Origin of the sequence: Vibrio ostreae, from assembly GCF_019226825.1 — a bacterium.
GTDB classification, from domain to species: Bacteria; Pseudomonadota; Gammaproteobacteria; order Enterobacterales; family Vibrionaceae; genus Vibrio; species Vibrio ostreae.
Window position 1 is genome coordinate 1175687 of sequence record NZ_CP076643.1, and the last position, 16545, is coordinate 1192231.

A 16545-nucleotide genomic window follows, 5' to 3' on the forward strand; every position below is an offset into this window, starting at 1 on the left:
TAATCACCTTAAGCACACTAGCCAATTTGAACCAAAACCGCCATGCGTTTGCAGTCCGACTTAAGCGACTTGTATGTTCGTAGCTATTTGAAACCACTGATATTTACAAAACTAGGTCTGGTCGATGCAACAGACTTGCTCAAGCTAGGTGCTGCAACACTTCAATTTGAATGTCTCTCAGTAAGTTTTGAGTATGCTCCGACTGTAAATTAAGTTCGTACCAGCCATCAGTTCCCATATATTCAGCAGAAATATAGCTGATATTTTTAATACCTCTTTCATTGTTGATGATTCCAGATAGTCGGAAAATACCTAACTTTGTGTGGATTCTGCTAATTTTGAAGTTTTCCATAAATCTCCAAGAACATACGCCCGCTTAAGGGGCAGACAACGCTACTACCAAGTTTCCGCATAACACCGTAATCACACAAACCAACGCATAGTAAAAATGCCACGCGTTGCGAATCACTTTTAAACAGTTTTTATGTATTTATTTTCGGTTCTTAGTATTTTCCTTTGGACCCAAAGTAAACTTAGATTTCTTCCCTTTTCTAACTTTGGCCGCATCAGGAAATAATTCAACCATTCTTTCCGTAGAAATGTTCAACCAATGAGTAGCGTTAACTAAAGAGATAACTATATAAGACAAATCCGTTCGATTTTGAACGCCTGTTCCTCGTCCATTACCTTCACTTCGGCAGTAAGAAATCGGCAGTATGTGCGTGTAATTTGAAACTATGTCATAAAACGCATTAAACTCGCCAGTATCTACATCTAATTTTTCGAGTAGCTCATCTCGTGAAGGGATCATAAGAGCCTTTCCAGTTAATAGCTGCTTTTGAAGCTTAGACGGGAGTTCTTTAAAAAACTCGGATCCTTTTAAACGATTTTTCAGTTCTGTTTGCTGCTCACGAAAACCCTCTTCGTCTTCAGCGCTTCGTATGTTTTGATGAAGCCTAACTCGACGAGTACAGTCATTTAGGTGCATGACATTGAGTTTTACGTACCATTCATCTTCACTAATAGGTGCTTCAGACAAATAGAAGAACAGAAGATAACCTTCCATTAATGCACGGACATGAGGAGCTATAAGACTAAACTCCCAGCACTCGTAATCTCGTTTCGCCCACCGAGTTTTCGGTAATGCAGAGATAAGAGCCTGTGAATGTAAACACATTCTGGTAAAGATGTGAGAAGAGTATCCTTTATAATGAACAACATAGCGGCTCCCTATAAAATTACTTACTGCACACGCTTCACAAACAGCTTTATCAAATGCACTTAAAGCAACATGAAAATCGTCTATATTGCAGCCAGCTGATTCATTTTTCACGCAACTTCCTCATAAACATATAACGCCGCATATAAGGTGTGAGTAACGCAACCACGAAACCCAACCATACCACCGTAAACACTGAACTCAACGATGGAATAAAAAATGCCAAGCGTTAGGAATCACTCTTAAATGCTTGTATGGGCGATTCGAAGTAAGAACTAGAACCTTTAAGCCAGTTGGTGTCAATTTTTTTATTAATTAGCTGTTCAATAATTTTATTTTCTGTGTTTAGAGATATGTTAACATTCCCCTGACATATTATTCCATTCTCAATATAGATATAACGTTTTTCATATAGAAAGTCACATCCAAATGTGCAAAGAGGCATAACAATATATGGATCTAATCTTTCTGCATTGTTGCACTCTGATCTTTTCTTTTTATGTGCAGTTATAAGTGAACTGACATGGAAATCATTTCCACAAATGGCACATTTTTCTTGCTCCTTTCCTTCAAAAAGCCATTTTTGTAACAATGACTGTTCTGTACGTCTTTTGGATTCTACATCAATATCTGTGCCAATTTCAGATAGTTTTCTAAGCTTCCTTAGATATGTTGTATATCTATTATCACTCTTAATATTTTCAGTAGTCTTTTTCTTTGAAACAAGGCTATAGCGATAGTGATATCTTCCATCACTTTTATCAATGTGAACAAGTGGAGATTTTGTAGTTGCCTTAATTATAAGTGGGCGACCATACCCCTTACCTTCTAGATATTCATTGAACTCAGGAAACATTACGTATTCGTATTGTGACAAATAATTCAAAATATCTTTTTCAATTTCAGTATACCCTGTAGTGTCTCCGGAGAATGTTAATACTCCTTTTTCATTTTCAAAGTACATAGAAGATGTTAAATAATCGTGAATTATGTCTTCTGGAGGGTATGGATGTTTGTATGTCCTTGCGTCAAGTGCATTTCTATAAGTATGTGCCAATCTCTTAGAACTACATGCATCAAGTTCAGAAAATACCTTTTCACTGTAGTTTATTAAAGTGTTATCTTTGTGTTCGAATAAATACCAAAATTCATTATTGGTTTCTTTATACCATGAATGATCTGATAATTTTATAATACTCTTTATAAGTAATATTTCACTATCGGATGAAAAGCTTTCAGATAAATAATCTAAATTTGCCACCCCACACCTACCAGGTAAGTTTTTTGCCTTTTTATAAATTGACTGTAAATTCTTTATTTGACTTTTTTTGACAACAATGAAATCCTCAAATAAAGAAAGCTTTTCCCTTGTCACTACTTCAAGGTGAGGCGTGTAAATTTCTAGGTCATGATTAAAATCAAGGTCATCCATCATATTTAAGATGCCTTTAATATTACAATTACCTTTAACAAGATTTAACTCTTCTAATTTTTTTTCAATCTCAGATTTCAACCAAAATTTCTTTGATGCAATTAGATTATATATTGTACTAAGTTCTGAGAATTTACTCTTATCAGCGATTTTTCTGAAATTGTCATTTACAAGCTGCCTTACTCGTTCTCTTGTAATTTCACCAAATCTTTTTCCAGTTTCTTCAAGTGTTGGCCATTCAGAATCAGAGAAACCATAGAAGTAATTTATCAATCTAATATTTCTGTCTTTGGCTTGAGTCTCTTTTAAATTTGTTTCTAGAAAATCAAGTAAACTATCTTCAATCATATTCTATTAACTCCAATGTTTGGGGAGCGCCTAACAGTTCTTAGACAGACAATGTCTGTATTTTATTGTCTATCTATATTTGATGTACTTTTCCCATCACTTTCCTTTCACCATTAGGGCGCCAGTATGAGAGAAGTAGGATTTTACGCTTTTGGGATCACAAAATACCGACATTGTCTGTTTAATCTATCCACAGGCATCACTTACAATAACTGTGCATTTAAACAGCATTGGTGTTTGTATGAAATCGCCCTTTTTGACGAGTCTAAAAGAGTTCATGTTGGCTGAACAGTTTTTGACATTTGTCGTCTTTCAGGTGTGAAAAGCCCTTTATCTGCGTTGTTCTCTGAACCCTGAATTTCAGAAACGCTACCGCCATACCTTGTCGATAGCAAAGTCGATGAATGACAACAGAATGCATAAGTTTATATCAAATTACCGACCTCATTCCTACGGCAATATCAAAGAAAAGGCAGTCGGCGTGATAATTTACGTTGGAGAATACTGCTAACAGAGGCGAACGCCAAAGGAGAAGGCTTAGATGAACCTGGCACTTTGCGTTTATGTATTATCGTTACCAACATCCGCTTGAGGTGGTTCCGACTCGAGTATGCCTGGATTGAAAAACCTCATTGATTCAGTCCCTTAAGCGTTTCTTAAGTTTCGTTGCGTAGCTTTGCTTAAAAGTTTTCATTAGATATTCAATGAGTTTGTTATGGAATCCTTAAACCACTGGCTATTTCTGCTGATTAACCCCTCTCATCAACCCAGTCCTGCGCTGTTGCAAGTCGCAAAACTGTGTGCAGAACTGCCGGTTTTTCTCATCCCATTGTGCCTGGCGCTGCTCTGGATGCGCGATAAACACGCTAAAACGATGGCATTTAACGCCGGGTTAACGACCGTATTGGCGCTGGCGATAAACTATGCCATTTCACTTGTCTGGTATCACAACCGCCCGTTTGTCGATCATTTAGGCATCAAGCTGATCAGTCATGCCAGTGATTCTTCGTTTCCCAGTGATCACATCACTTTGTTCGCCAGTGTTGCTTTCTATCTGTCTTTCGAAAAATCCTTGCGCAAGTTAGGGCTGGTGCTTTTAGCCTTGTCGTTAAGCACCGGATGGGCGCGGGTTTTCGTCGGCGTGCACTATCCTTTCGATATCTTGGGTGGATACCTGATTAGCGCGCTGACTGCATTGCTATTCAAGCAGTATTTAGCCACTCAGTTTGCAGGGTTGGTGAACTTGATGATTGAGTTAAGTGAGCACATCGCTGGCTGGTTGGTCAGAATGAAGAAGTCTGCTTTGTAAGCTTACCGCGCAAATACTAGCGGCTATTTTAAATTTATCGACACATCCCCCCACAGGCTTTTGTTGTTCCTGACGGCAAAAGCCTGCTCTTTCACCTGGTTTCAGAGTCTCTGCCCTTGATATCCAACCAGTTTAAGTTGCCAGACCCCGCGCAATATTGTTATGTTGTAACACTAAATCAGAATAACAACTTCGCATCGCTGTAACTCAAGCCCTGGACGTGAGCAAAAATCACTATGAATGAACAAGCAAACACTATCCCGACCAATATCATCACCGGATTTCTTGGGGTCGGAAAAACCACCACCATCAATGCGCTGCTGGCGAAAAAGCCGCAAGGTGAATCTTGGGCTGTGCTGGTCAATGAATTTGGTCAGGTAGGGATTGACCAGGAGATGATGCCGACCGAAGAGGGTTTGCATATTAAAGAGTTAGCCGGTGGCTGCATTTGTTGTTCACTTGGCGCGTCGCTGGGTCAGACTGTGCGAGCTTTAATCGAACACGCCAATCCTGATCGTCTGATCATTGAACCGACCGGTATCGGCCACCCGGAAGGTATCATCGACACACTGATGGGACCGGGGTTTAAAAACGTGCTGGATCTGCGCGCTACGGTTTGCCTGCTCGACCCGCGCTGTCTGGCGCAGGAAGAAGTCCTCAGCAATCCGATTTTCCACGATCAGCTTAACCTGGCCGATGTGGTTCTGATCAACAAGTGCGATTTGGCAGAAGAGCAGCAAATTGAATTGGCAGAAAGTAGCTTAGGGAATATGTTTCCGCCGAAACAGCATCTGGGCCGGACAATTCGCGGCAGGATTGAACCTGCTCTGCTCGATCTGGTACGCAATGGTCAGCTCAAAGCGCACTTCCCGGATGCTCATGCTCACAGTCATGATCATGAACACGAACTTCATGACCATCACCACGAGCACGCCCACGAACATCGTCATGAGACTGTTCCTGAACCGGGTAAACCGGTGCGTAAAACCGGTCACGGCAGCGGTTTATACAGCTGCGGCTGGCTGTTCCACCGCGACGATTGCTTTGACTACTGGGCGCTGGAAGAGATATTAACCGGACTGACCGATGTGCAACGTATCAAAGGGGTGATCCGCATCGGTAACGCCTGGGTCTTCTTTAACCGGGTTAATGACGAGCACGACTTCGATAAAGTCGCCTATCGCCGCGACAGCCGTATCGAAATCATCACTACCCGGGAATTAGACTGGCAGCAGATCGAGCGCGCTATGTTGGCGTGCCAGATTAAAGGTTAAGCGCCACCCAGCGCGTCCTGAACGCGCTGGGCCTCTGAATTAGTGTCAAAAGTAATAATAAGATAACGACTGTTTACCTATCATTGACACAAATCCGCCACCAAGCGGCTAGGCTTCGCGACAGATATTTCTGAGTGAAACCTGTACCTGCCCATGCCTAGAAGACGTTCATCTCTACCGATCAAATCCCCTTGGTTACGCCGCATCACGCAACTTGTTTGCGCGCTGACGGTTGTGTTGGTTTTGGCCGCGATTTATACCGGAATTCAATTTAACAACCTGGTTAAAGATAAGTTTGAAGGTCAGATGTGGCAGTTGCCAAATGTAGTCTATGCCCGTCCGCTGATCCTGAGTCCCGATAGTCCGGTCAGCCAGCAAATCGTACTCAAAGAATTGGCCGAATTACACTATCGTCAAGTGGCCAATCCGGTCAGCAGCGGTGAATACAGTGTCTCGGGGCGAACTGTCCGTCTGATTCGCCGCCCGTTTGTCTTTCCAGATGGTGAACAACCCGCGGTGCAGGTCAAGATTCGCTTTGCCGGACAAGGGGTAGCTTCCATGAGCGATGAAGCCAGCGGTCATCCAATCGGCCTGCTGTCGCTTGAGCCGAGAATCCTTGGCATGCTGGACGACGATAACACGGAAAAACGTCTCTATATGGCAAAAGACGATATGCCCGAGACACTGGTCGCCGCACTGCTGGCCACCGAAGATCGTGATTTCTATCAGCATGATGGCATCTCACCTCTGGCTATCGCTCGCGCATTTATGGCGAATATCAGCGCCGGACATAATGTGCAGGGCGGCAGTACCCTCACCCAGCAACTGGCCAAAAATCTGTTTCTGTCGCGTGAGCGCAGCCTGACCCGAAAAGTCAAAGAAGCTTATCTCGCGCTTATTATGGATTATCGTTACAGCAAAGATCAGTTGCTGGATGCGTATCTTAACCAGGTCTATCTGGGCCAGAACGGCAATGATTCCATTCATGGTTTTGCCCTCGCTGCACGCCATTATTTTGCCCTGCCCCTTTCTGAACTGCGCCTGGATCAGCAAGCTTTGTTAGTAGGGATGGTCAAAGGACCTTCATATTATAACCCGTGGCGCTATCCGGAGCGCGCCAAAGCGCGCCGCAACCTGGTACTGAAAATGATGGTCGAAACCGGTTCACTCGAAACCGATGATTACCAGCGTGCCATCGACAAGCCACTCTCTCTGCGAGCACAGGGCAACGAAAATGCACTGCAACCGGCCTATTTTGATTATGTGAAACAATCACTGCAGGAACACGGCATCGACTATAACAGCGGGCGCGGTCTGCGTCTGTTTACAACCTTTGATCCTGATATCCAGCAGCATGCTGAGCAGTCGGTGTATAACATCATGCCTCAACTGGAGAAAAAAACCGGCCAGTCGCTGGAAACCGCAATGATTATTGCCGACAAACACAGCGGTGCAGTCAGTGCGATGATTGGCAGCCGTAACCCGACCTACCACGGTTTTAACCGCGCCTTACACGCCGAACGTCAGATTGGATCGTTGATTAAACCGGCGGTGTATTTGACTGCGCTATCGCAGCCACAGGTTTACACTCTGGCTACTCCGTTATCAGACCGACCGATCAGTATTCGTAGCGAAAATGATGAGCTATGGTCACCACGCAATTATGACCGTCAATATCGTGGTCAGGTTGCCCTTTATCAGGCACTGGCCCACTCTTACAACGTTCCGACTGTGAACCTCGGCATGGCTCTCGGCCTGGGGCGGGTCACTCAGACCCTGAGCGCCCTGGGGATCGATTCGCAGCAGGTGCCACAACTGCCTTCGATGCTGCTTGGTGCTGTGACGCTGACACCGCTTGAAGTCACTCAGATGTATCGGACCCTGGGGAATCAGGGGAAACGACAGACGTTATATGCCTTAAGCGCGGTGCTGGATGAGCATGGCAGTGTTCTGTATCGTTATCAGCCTGACGGTGAGCAAACGGTGGATGAGCGTGCCGCCTGGCTGACCGAATACGCCATGACACAGGTCGTCGAGCAAGGTACGGCGCGCTATCTGAAGACTATTGTCCCTTCGCGCACACAGCTGGCAGGAAAAACCGGCACCTCAGATCAGGGGCGTGACAGTTGGTATGCCGGCATTGATGACAGCCAGGTGGTCACCGTCTGGGTCGGGCGCGATGACAACCAAGCCGTGAATCTGACTGGTTCGAGTGGTCCGCTGCGAATTTACGCCGATTTCTTAAAACGCAACGGTTACCGTTCTTTGGACACGCCGCAACCCGATCAAATTGAATTTGCCGACTACCGCTCAGATGCAAATGGCTTCCTGCAGCGCAGCTGTCTTGGCCAGATAAACCTGCCAGTGTGGAACATCTCCGGCGAGTCGCAAGATGATTGCTTAACACCGCTGGAAGATGGCCTCAACGATCTAGGTAACGAAATCAACGAAGCCGGTCGCCAGATTGGCGGATTCCTGAGAAGTTTATTTAATTAATTTTTTAAGTCTTATAGAGCAGCGGGCGATCTAAGAAACTTAGCCGCCCGCTTTTTAAGGGTTAAAATAGAACGTTCAAACTGATAAACCCTGCTTAAACATGATTACCACCAGGCTTCAATTTGTACACCATAGTTAATCGTGTCATCACTTTTACCACTATTGAATGTGTTGCCGTTTTCGTTGTCTTTAAAATAGCTTGCGTAGAAGCGAATCTCTGGTCGAGCGAAGAAGTCCTCACCGGTAGACAGCGCGTGGGCGATGGTAAATTTAGTCCCGCCAGATTTTTCACTCACGCCTGAATCCCAGGTTTTCTCTTGATCAAAGTAGCCAACTTCTAACATTGTTTTGTTATAAGATGACCAGCTATAAGTCGGGCGGGCGACAAAAGAGAACATTTCTTCTTTATCCAGCCAATCACCATGGTCCTGAGCTTTACCATAAGTCAGAACATGATTGATAACGATACTGTCACTGAGCTTCAAATCACCAGTACTGATAAAACGAAAAGCCTTTGCATCGCTGACATCACCGCTCCAGTAATCATACCAACCACCACCTTGCGAAATGGCATTCTGTGCTAAACCACTCGTCATATATTGCATAACAAACTTGTTATACCCTAATGAAAAACTCTGACTTAACTCGGCGGTCACCATTAGACCATCGTCAAAATCTTCTGTCGCGGCTTCCTGTTCGTCAGTTGGATTGACGATTGCATAGTCAACACCGACTTCTGTCCATGCACCTTCCCAAGGACTAAATCCAGCGTAGCGTAAATCCATGTAGTAGGTATTAAGCTCGCCTGTTGTGTCATCAACATCACTATCCGCTCGTACCACAGCTGCTGATATCGCTCCCGAGGTTAACTTAATATTTTCAATACCGACACCGTAACCAGAAATGTTCCAGTATTTAGTATCGATAATATGCAGATCGTGACGCTGATAAAAACGCTTACCAGCCCAAATAACGGCCTCAGGGGATGCCGGTATATAACCTTTCGCCTGAATATTGAGCTGCTTAATGGCAAAGTTAGCGCTATCGTCTTTTGTCGACTCAGATTCAAGATTACCATCTGATGACATTTCAAACATACTTTCAAAATACATTGAATGTCCATCCTGATTGAATAACTCCTGACCCAGACCTATCTCAGAATAGGTATCGTATTCGTTACCCAGGCGACCCAGTTTAGTTTTGTTAAATTCATCGCCTCCTTCCGTGCCACCGCCATCAGCACTTGCTCCGAGCCCGGCGCGAACGTAACCATAAAAATCTACCGCCGAAACTTGTGTTGCCATCAATGATGCGAGTATTGCGACGGTCAGCGTTGTCTTCTTCATTGTGAATTCCTTTTGTTTTAATAAATGGTTATTGGTGGAAAATATTGCCCGCGCAGATATTCGGGCAATACTCATCCCAGAGAAAATAATTTCTCTTATTCTTTTTATTAGGTTTACCAGCCTTAAATTTAGGGCTGATATTATTACAGGTTTAACTTATTTACTATTGTCACAACTTGATATGGGCTTATTTTTATCTCCCCACATAAATTATTATTGTCTTGGTCAATCCATTCACCATCAGGACAATTAAACCAACGGACTTCATTACAAAAGTTCATAATAAACAAGTAACGATTGGCATCGTCTTGCCTTAAACTGATGGAAAGGCCATACGGAACGTTATCAACCAGCGGTTTAATATCAGACAACCTAACGAGTTGTTGATAAAACTGGCTATTGAAGCCATGTTCGGTTCTAGCGGCGATATAATAGCTGCACCCTTTGCCATAGGTGTTTCGTGTAACCACCGGTTTACCTTCAAACATATCTGATCTGTAGCATGCCAGAGCTTGCGCGGTTTCCAGGTGAATGTGTTCCATCAAGTGCTTTGCTTCAAACTCACCCTCTAAAGGAAATTCAGCTGTTGATGTCATAGCAAATTCTACCCGCTCATGATCATACATAGAGTCAATCTCTTCAGCCCAGATCCCAAGCACCTCTCGTAACGGACTATTCTCACCGCCAGGAAAACCACCCAGGAAACAAAGATCGTTTTCATCAACAATGCCGCTCCAATAGGTGGCAACGAGAATGCCGCCATTTTCAACAAATGCTTTTAAACGTTCCGCTACCCCGGGTTTAACCAGATATAGCATTGGCGCGACCACAATTTTATAAGGGGTAAAGTCACTCAGTTGCTCAATGATGTCGCAATTAATTCCCTGTTCCCAGAATCCACGATAGTGATCACAAACGGTTTGTTCATAATGCATACCTTGGTTACGTGGCCCAGAAGCATCATCCAATGCCCAGCGATTTTCCCAGTCAAAAATAATGGCAACATCCGAATTGATTTGAGATCCCGCCACTGAACGTATCTGCTTGAGATACTCTCCTAGCGCTGTAACTTCTCGGCCTGTGCGCGTATCAGCGTGACCGACATGGTCGATGACCGCACCATGAAATTTTTCCACTGAACCACGGCTTTTTCGCCATTGAAAATATTGAACCGAGTCTGAACCATGAGCGATTGCCTGTAATGAAGACAGCAAATGCACACCATCTCGTTTTAACTTAGTAATCGGTTGCCAGTTAGTTTGACTTGGTGTCGATTCCATCAGCAGGAACGGCTGCTGTTTCAACGTGCGCATAAGATCGTGATACATCGCCGTATAACAGGCCAATGCCACTTCATCATGGTCCCGATGCCACAACGGATAACTATCCCAGGAGATAACGTCGATAGCTTTAGCTAATTGCCAATAGTTATAGTCGTAGAAATATTCCATAAAGTTTGCAGTCGTCGGCAACTCAGGATTGATGGCCTTCAACGGGGTAATCTCGTGCTGACAGAAATTAACCACTCGATCAGTACAGAAACGCTTCCAATCCAGCTTTAATCCATGAACTGAATTCTCACCGATTGGCGACGGGGACTCAATTTGCTCCCAGTCACTATAGGTATGGCTCCAAAATGAGCTCCACCAACGCTTATTAAGGTTTTCTAAAGTATGATATTTATCCTGTAACCAAAGCCGAAATTCTTGCTGGCAATAGTGGCAGTGACAATCACCACCATACTCATTTGATACATGCCATCCGATAACTGCTGGGTGATGACTATATCGTTCAGCCAGTTTCGTATTAATGGCTGTGACTTTAGCGCGATAGTTCGGTGAACTGTAACAATGGTTATGTCGCTCTCCATGTAACTGTTTCACTCGTTGACTATTGACGCGTAGAACGTCGGGATAACGTTGTGATAACCAAGCCGGACGTGCACCACTCGGCGTTGCCAGGAAAACAGAAATATCGTGCTGCGCTAAGCTATCCAGTACCTGATCGAGCCATTCAAAGTGAAACTCACCTTCCGATGGCTCAAGTGCAGACCAACTGAATATGCCTACTGACATGACATTACATTTCGTTTGCTTCATTAACTCGATATCCTTTTCGAGGATATCTGGTCGGTCTAACCACTGTTCCGGGTTATAATCTGCTCCATGGAGCAGTCCTTTCATCTTGGGAATAACCAATTTCTTGCTTTTCATTACTTACCTTTAAATACGTTTAATGATGGCAAAGCATTACCTTCAAAGTTAAACAACGCTTGGTTCTCCCATGAATTACCAATATCCCAAGAGTCACCGCTATAATCCATTCCAGCCTTCGTTGACCAAGTTGCCCCATTGATAGGTAACCAGGCAGGTTCCCAGTAATAGATACCCAACCCTTTGTTCTCAGGTAAAGAATTAACTAGTTTCATAATGTCGGATAAATATTGAGCCTGACCTTCAACACTGACGTCATATCCGTCGATTGGCCCTGACTCAGAGTAACTGTTAGATAATCCGTCACCATTTTCGCTGGTAAACGGAAATGCAGTTTCAACGATAATCACGGGTTTATGATAGCGATTGATAACATCCGTCATATTGGCTTTAACTTTAGAAATAGGCCCGTGCCACCACGGATAATAAGACATGCCTATGACGTCAAACTCAACATTGCGCTTGGTAATTTCATCAAACCACCAACGAAATAAACCGTTATCTCCCGCTTCCGCCAGGTGTAGCATGACCTTAATCTCTTGGCCGGCGCTATTCTCACGTACGGCTCTAATTCCCGATGTTAGCAGCACTGAAAGTCGGTCGAATTCATGCCCATCCTGTCCCCAACTTTTTCCATCCGGCCAAAGCATTCCACCATTAAGTTCATTACCAACCTGAACCATATCCGGAATTACACCGGCGCTGATATGGGCCTGCATAACTTCCGACGTGTACTGATAAACTTTGCTACTCAGTTGTTCAAAATTAAGACTATCCCAGGATTTAGGCTTTTTTTGTTTTTTAGGATCAGACCAAAAATCGCTGTAATGAATATCCAGCAGGAAGCTCATCCCTAAAGCTTTGGCTCTCTGGCCCAGTTCAATCGAACGCTGCAAAGTGTTATTACCACCTCCGTATTGGATGCCCTTTTCAGATTCAGGATTCACCCATACTCTGGCTCGAATTGAGTTGACTCCATGTTCCTTCAAGATTTTAAGTAAATCTTCCTGATGGCCGTTTTCGAAGTACTTTCCCCCCAGTAACTCAATTTCTGGTAACATCGAGATATCCATACCCTTAATAAAATCATCTCTCAGTTTAGGAGCGCTGATAGAAATATCTTCATTGATCAATCCTACCTTTGCAGTGTTTGACTTAATTTGGCTGGAAGACTGACAGCCAGCAATAGCCAGTACTGCACCAATTAATGCAATTCTAAATTTAGTATCCATATCGTTCTCTCTGAAATTAGCCTTTCGTACTACCAGCGGTTAAACCTGATACGAAATATTTTTGTAGTGATAAATAAAGCAATGCAACGGGAATAGAAATAATTACAGCACCTGCAGCATAAGTGGTATAACTAGCTCCCATTTTTTCAACCACAAGGTTATATAATCCAATAGGAAGGGTGTAATTTTCTGGAGTTCTTAATATTGTCGTTGCAAGAATAAAATCCCCCCAAAGGTCCCGTGAAAGAGAATAATGCTACTACTGCTATAATTGGCTTGGAAATTGGTAATATTATTTCAATAAAGATCCTTATATTACTTGCCCCATCCATCTTTGCTGATTCATCCAGATCAATAGGGATAGCATCCAGGTAGCCTTTCATTAAGTACGTATTCATAGGTATCATTCCGCCAACGTAAACTAAGACTAAAGCCAGATGGCTATTGATTAGCCCCAACATCTGAGCAAGTACAAAAATAGCAATCAAAGCGGAAAACTGTGGAATCATCTGAAGTAAAAGAAACAACATCAGACCATTTTTTCTACCTCTGAAGCGAAATCGAGAAAACGCATAGGAAGTACAAGACACACTAAACAATGTCAACACCATGGTTAAGAAACTGATTTTCATGCTATTCCAAAACCAAGTTAAATAAGCAACTTTGTCATTAGCAAAAAGAGTTGCATAATGACTCCAGGTCGGTTTATCAGGAAAAATTGATTCACCCATAATACTGTTACCCGGATAAAAAGAAGCCCCAACCGTCCAGATAAGTGGATAAATTATAATAATAGAAACAATTAGAATCAGAGAATAACTTAGTGCCAATCGAATTCGATTACGACGTTTAATACTCATAAACTATCTTGCCTCTTCTTTGAATGAGTTCGTCATACGGAACTGCCACAGAGCTATCCCTACTACAAATATTGATAATAATAAAGTGATGGCAGAGGCAATACTGTATTGAGATGATGACATCGTCAGTTTATAAATCCACGACACCAAGATATCCGTTCCTCCTGCATTACCCCCGATTACCGCAGGACCACCATTATTAAAAAGATAAATAATATTAAAGTTGTTAAAATTGAATGTGTACTGAGTAATAAGAATAGGTGCAATTGAGTAGAAAACTAATGGTAATGTTATTGTCCTTAATTGCTGAATCTTACTTGCACCATCCATAGTGGCGGCTTCATATAAATCATCCGGTATCGCTTGTAGTACACCAGTCGTCATTGCAAATACAAATGGAAAACCTAACCACGTTTGAATCAAAATTAACGCAACTTTAGTCCAGAAAGGATCGGTTAACCAAGCTTTTGGCTCGATACCAAAAAAATCCAAAATGACATTATTAATGACGCCAAAGCTATCGTTGAACATACCGGTAAATATAAGAATGGTAACAAAGCCAGGCACTGCCCATGGCAAAATAAATATTGTTCTAACTAACGGTTTAAACTTAAGATCTTTCTGATTGACCAAAACCGCCAAAAGTACTCCCACGGCACACTGTAAGGTCGAGGCCAACAGCGTCCAGACTATCGTCCATTGCAAGACATCGAAAAATGTATTTCTCCAGAGATTTATCTGAAAAATATTAAAAAAATTCTTGAGACCGACCCAATCTACCAACTTTGCTGGCGGCGAGTTATATAAATTATAATTTGTAAATCCAATAGCAAAACCAAAAATGATCGGGAATACAACAACAAAAACAAGCAGTATAAATCCGGGACTTATCATCAAATACGGAAATCCTGCATTTATAACATTCCGGTATTGAATACGAATTGAATTAAGCGGTCGGCCTTCATCAATTCTTAAGCCATTTTTATACGCATCAAAGAAACTCAATCCGTAAAGTGTCAACCCAAATAACAACACTAATAGTGCGATAACACCTTTTGCTAATAGAAAGACAGAATTGTCCTCAGGTAAGTTTTCCCCTAGTGTGGTAATCCCCCACATTCCATGCAAAATAAATTCTCGGCTAACACCATAAAAGCTCATCAAAAGCACAAAGAACAGTAATCCCTTGGCAAACTGGCGGTTATAAAACTGCCCCATACCAGGTATCAAAGCGCAAAGCATGGCCATAAACCTCTGGGAACGGTAGAAGCCTACTCCAGGTTCTATGTGTCCACTCATATCAGACATCACTTACAACTCCTTACAAGAGACCATCATGTTAATGTCCCCCGCGAAAATAAAAACGGGGGAGACGACCAATACATAGTAATCTCAATCGATTATTGGCCCATCATTGCGTGGTTTGCCTCGATTTGCATATTGATACTAGCAACCGCCGCATCTAATGCACTTTTCGGATCTTGTTTATTAGTTGCAATGAGTTGTAATGCGCTATTAGCCGGCCCCCAAACCTCATTCATTTCAGGAATAGATGGCATAGAGGTTGAATAGATAGATTGCATAGCCACAGCTCGTGCACCAGGATCATTTTTAATCACAGGATCATCGATGAGAGCCTTTACAGCAGGAACCTCACCGGTCAATTCAAAACGGCGTTTGGCATTATTATAATTGTTGATGAATTCGATAAATTCTTGAGCCAGAGGTTTATTCTGAGAGAAAGTAGAAATGCTGTAGCTTTTCACTCCCATGAATGCGCCCATATGTTTACCTGAAGGCAGTTTGGGTAGTGGGGCTACACCATAATTAATGCCCGCTTCTTTATATGGCTGAAGTGACCATGGACCTGTCTGTACAATTGCAGCTTTACTTGAAGTAAACAACGAATCGATGGCATTTAGGCCATTATTTCCAACAATACCTGCCGGAAATACTTTTGACTGATAAAACTTCTGGATATATTTAGCACCTTCGATTGCCCCTGACTCGTTGAGCAATACTTTATTTGAGTTATAAGACCCATCTTCTTTCTTGGCGAAGACATCACCACCCATACCACTGAGGATCCCATAGGTATAATAAAGCTCATCCCATTTCGCCAATAGGCCATATTTACCTTCTGCCCGGAAACTCTTGGAAAGTTCGTATATTTCATCCAGTGTTTCAGGCAATTTATCAATCATATCTTTGTTGTAAACCATAAACAGTGTTTCCACTGATTTTGGTAAACCATACAGTACACCATTATAAGTTAACGCCTCTATCGAAGACTCACTGAATGTATCCACTACGTTTTCACTTTCAGTAATTGGCGCGAGCAAACCCTGTATCACGGCACCGCCAATCTGGTCATGTGGAATAAGTATTACGTCCGGACCAGTGCCAGCCGGTCCATCCATTCGGAGAGATTCGACTTGCCCACCGTAAGGCATTTCAACGACATTAATTTTGACATCATGTTCTTTTTCAAACGCTGCAACGGCTTCTTCATTACCAAAGGATTTTTGAATATCTTCCCAAACCAATAGCGATTGCTGTGCGAAGGTTAATGGTGAACAAAACAGGGCAACAGTGGCAGAAATAAGATTTATTTTTTTACTAAATTTTTTACTATCCATGAAAAATCACACCTTATTTTTATTAGCAGAAATAAAATTTATGGTGCAAATATGCTGTATTGTGTTATTTTTTCCTACAAAGGTTATCTACAGATGTGATTTAAATCACTGTATGTAGTAAAGATTGTGATAACCCAAACATGTATAAATAAAATTTACTAAATAACAAAGAATCTG

Annotated in this window: 12 protein-coding genes; 3 read left to right on the forward strand and 9 right to left on the reverse strand. The window is 42.7% G+C overall.

Annotated elements, in window-relative coordinates:
• Positions 1-139: 139 nt before the first annotated feature.
• The 3 genes from KNV97_RS11435 to KNV97_RS11450 form a co-directional block, all read right to left on the reverse strand.
• The gene (locus KNV97_RS11435) at positions 140-352 is read right to left on the reverse strand and encodes a hypothetical protein (RefSeq protein WP_218563148.1); all 213 of its coding nucleotides are present in this window, start codon (positions 350-352) and stop codon (positions 140-142) included.
• 138 nt (positions 353-490) lie between these two features.
• A complete protein-coding gene (locus KNV97_RS11445; RefSeq protein WP_218563149.1) occupies positions 491-1333 on the reverse strand; it encodes a DUF5677 domain-containing protein in 843 nt (280 codons plus the stop codon).
• Between the two features lie 115 nt (positions 1334-1448).
• The gene (locus tag KNV97_RS11450) at positions 1449-2999 is read right to left on the reverse strand and encodes a sigma-70 family RNA polymerase sigma factor (protein ID WP_218563467.1); all 1551 of its coding nucleotides are present in this window, start codon (positions 2997-2999) and stop codon (positions 1449-1451) included.
• A gap of 715 nt (positions 3000-3714) precedes the next feature.
• Here KNV97_RS11450 and KNV97_RS11455 point away from each other — a divergent pair.
• The 3 genes from KNV97_RS11455 (at position 3715) to mrcB (ending at position 8078) form a co-directional block, all read left to right on the forward strand.
• Positions 3715-4308, forward strand: a complete 594-nt coding sequence (locus KNV97_RS11455; RefSeq protein WP_218563150.1) for an undecaprenyl-diphosphatase — start codon at positions 3715-3717, stop codon at positions 4306-4308.
• A gap of 236 nt (positions 4309-4544) precedes the next feature.
• Complete coding sequence (locus KNV97_RS11460) at positions 4545-5582, forward strand: CobW family GTP-binding protein (protein ID WP_218563151.1); 1038 nt, start codon at positions 4545-4547, stop codon at positions 5580-5582.
• A gap of 153 nt (positions 5583-5735) precedes the next feature.
• Positions 5736-8078: a penicillin-binding protein 1B gene (gene mrcB, locus KNV97_RS11465; protein WP_218563152.1), complete on the forward strand. Its 2343-nt coding sequence runs from the start codon at positions 5736-5738 to the stop codon at positions 8076-8078.
• Between the two features lie 104 nt (positions 8079-8182).
• Here mrcB and lamB read toward each other — a convergent pair whose 3' ends face one another.
• From lamB to KNV97_RS11495, 6 genes are all read right to left on the reverse strand, one after another.
• Positions 8183-9424, reverse strand: coding sequence for a maltoporin LamB (gene lamB / locus KNV97_RS11470; RefSeq protein ID WP_218563153.1), 1242 nt, complete (start codon positions 9422-9424; stop codon positions 8183-8185).
• A gap of 143 nt (positions 9425-9567) precedes the next feature.
• Positions 9568-11637 (reverse strand): beta-galactosidase, encoded by a 2070-nt coding sequence (locus KNV97_RS11475; RefSeq protein WP_256612907.1) that lies wholly within the window; start codon positions 11635-11637, stop codon positions 9568-9570.
• Positions 11637-12869, reverse strand: coding sequence for a glycoside hydrolase family 53 protein (locus tag KNV97_RS11480; RefSeq protein ID WP_218563154.1), 1233 nt, complete (start codon positions 12867-12869; stop codon positions 11637-11639). The genes KNV97_RS11475 and KNV97_RS11480 overlap by 1 nt, the downstream gene beginning before the upstream one ends.
• 158 nt (positions 12870-13027) lie before the next feature.
• On the reverse strand, positions 13028-13729 hold the full coding sequence (locus KNV97_RS11485; RefSeq protein WP_322972729.1) for a sugar ABC transporter permease: 702 nt from the start codon (positions 13727-13729) through the stop codon (positions 13028-13030).
• A gap of 3 nt (positions 13730-13732) precedes the next feature.
• Positions 13733-15037: a carbohydrate ABC transporter permease gene (locus tag KNV97_RS11490; protein ID WP_136487550.1), complete on the reverse strand. Its 1305-nt coding sequence runs from the start codon at positions 15035-15037 to the stop codon at positions 13733-13735.
• Positions 15038-15129: 92 nt separating this feature from the next.
• Positions 15130-16368 (reverse strand): extracellular solute-binding protein, encoded by a 1239-nt coding sequence (locus KNV97_RS11495; protein ID WP_136487478.1) that lies wholly within the window; start codon positions 16366-16368, stop codon positions 15130-15132.
• Positions 16369-16545: the final 177 nt, after the last annotated feature.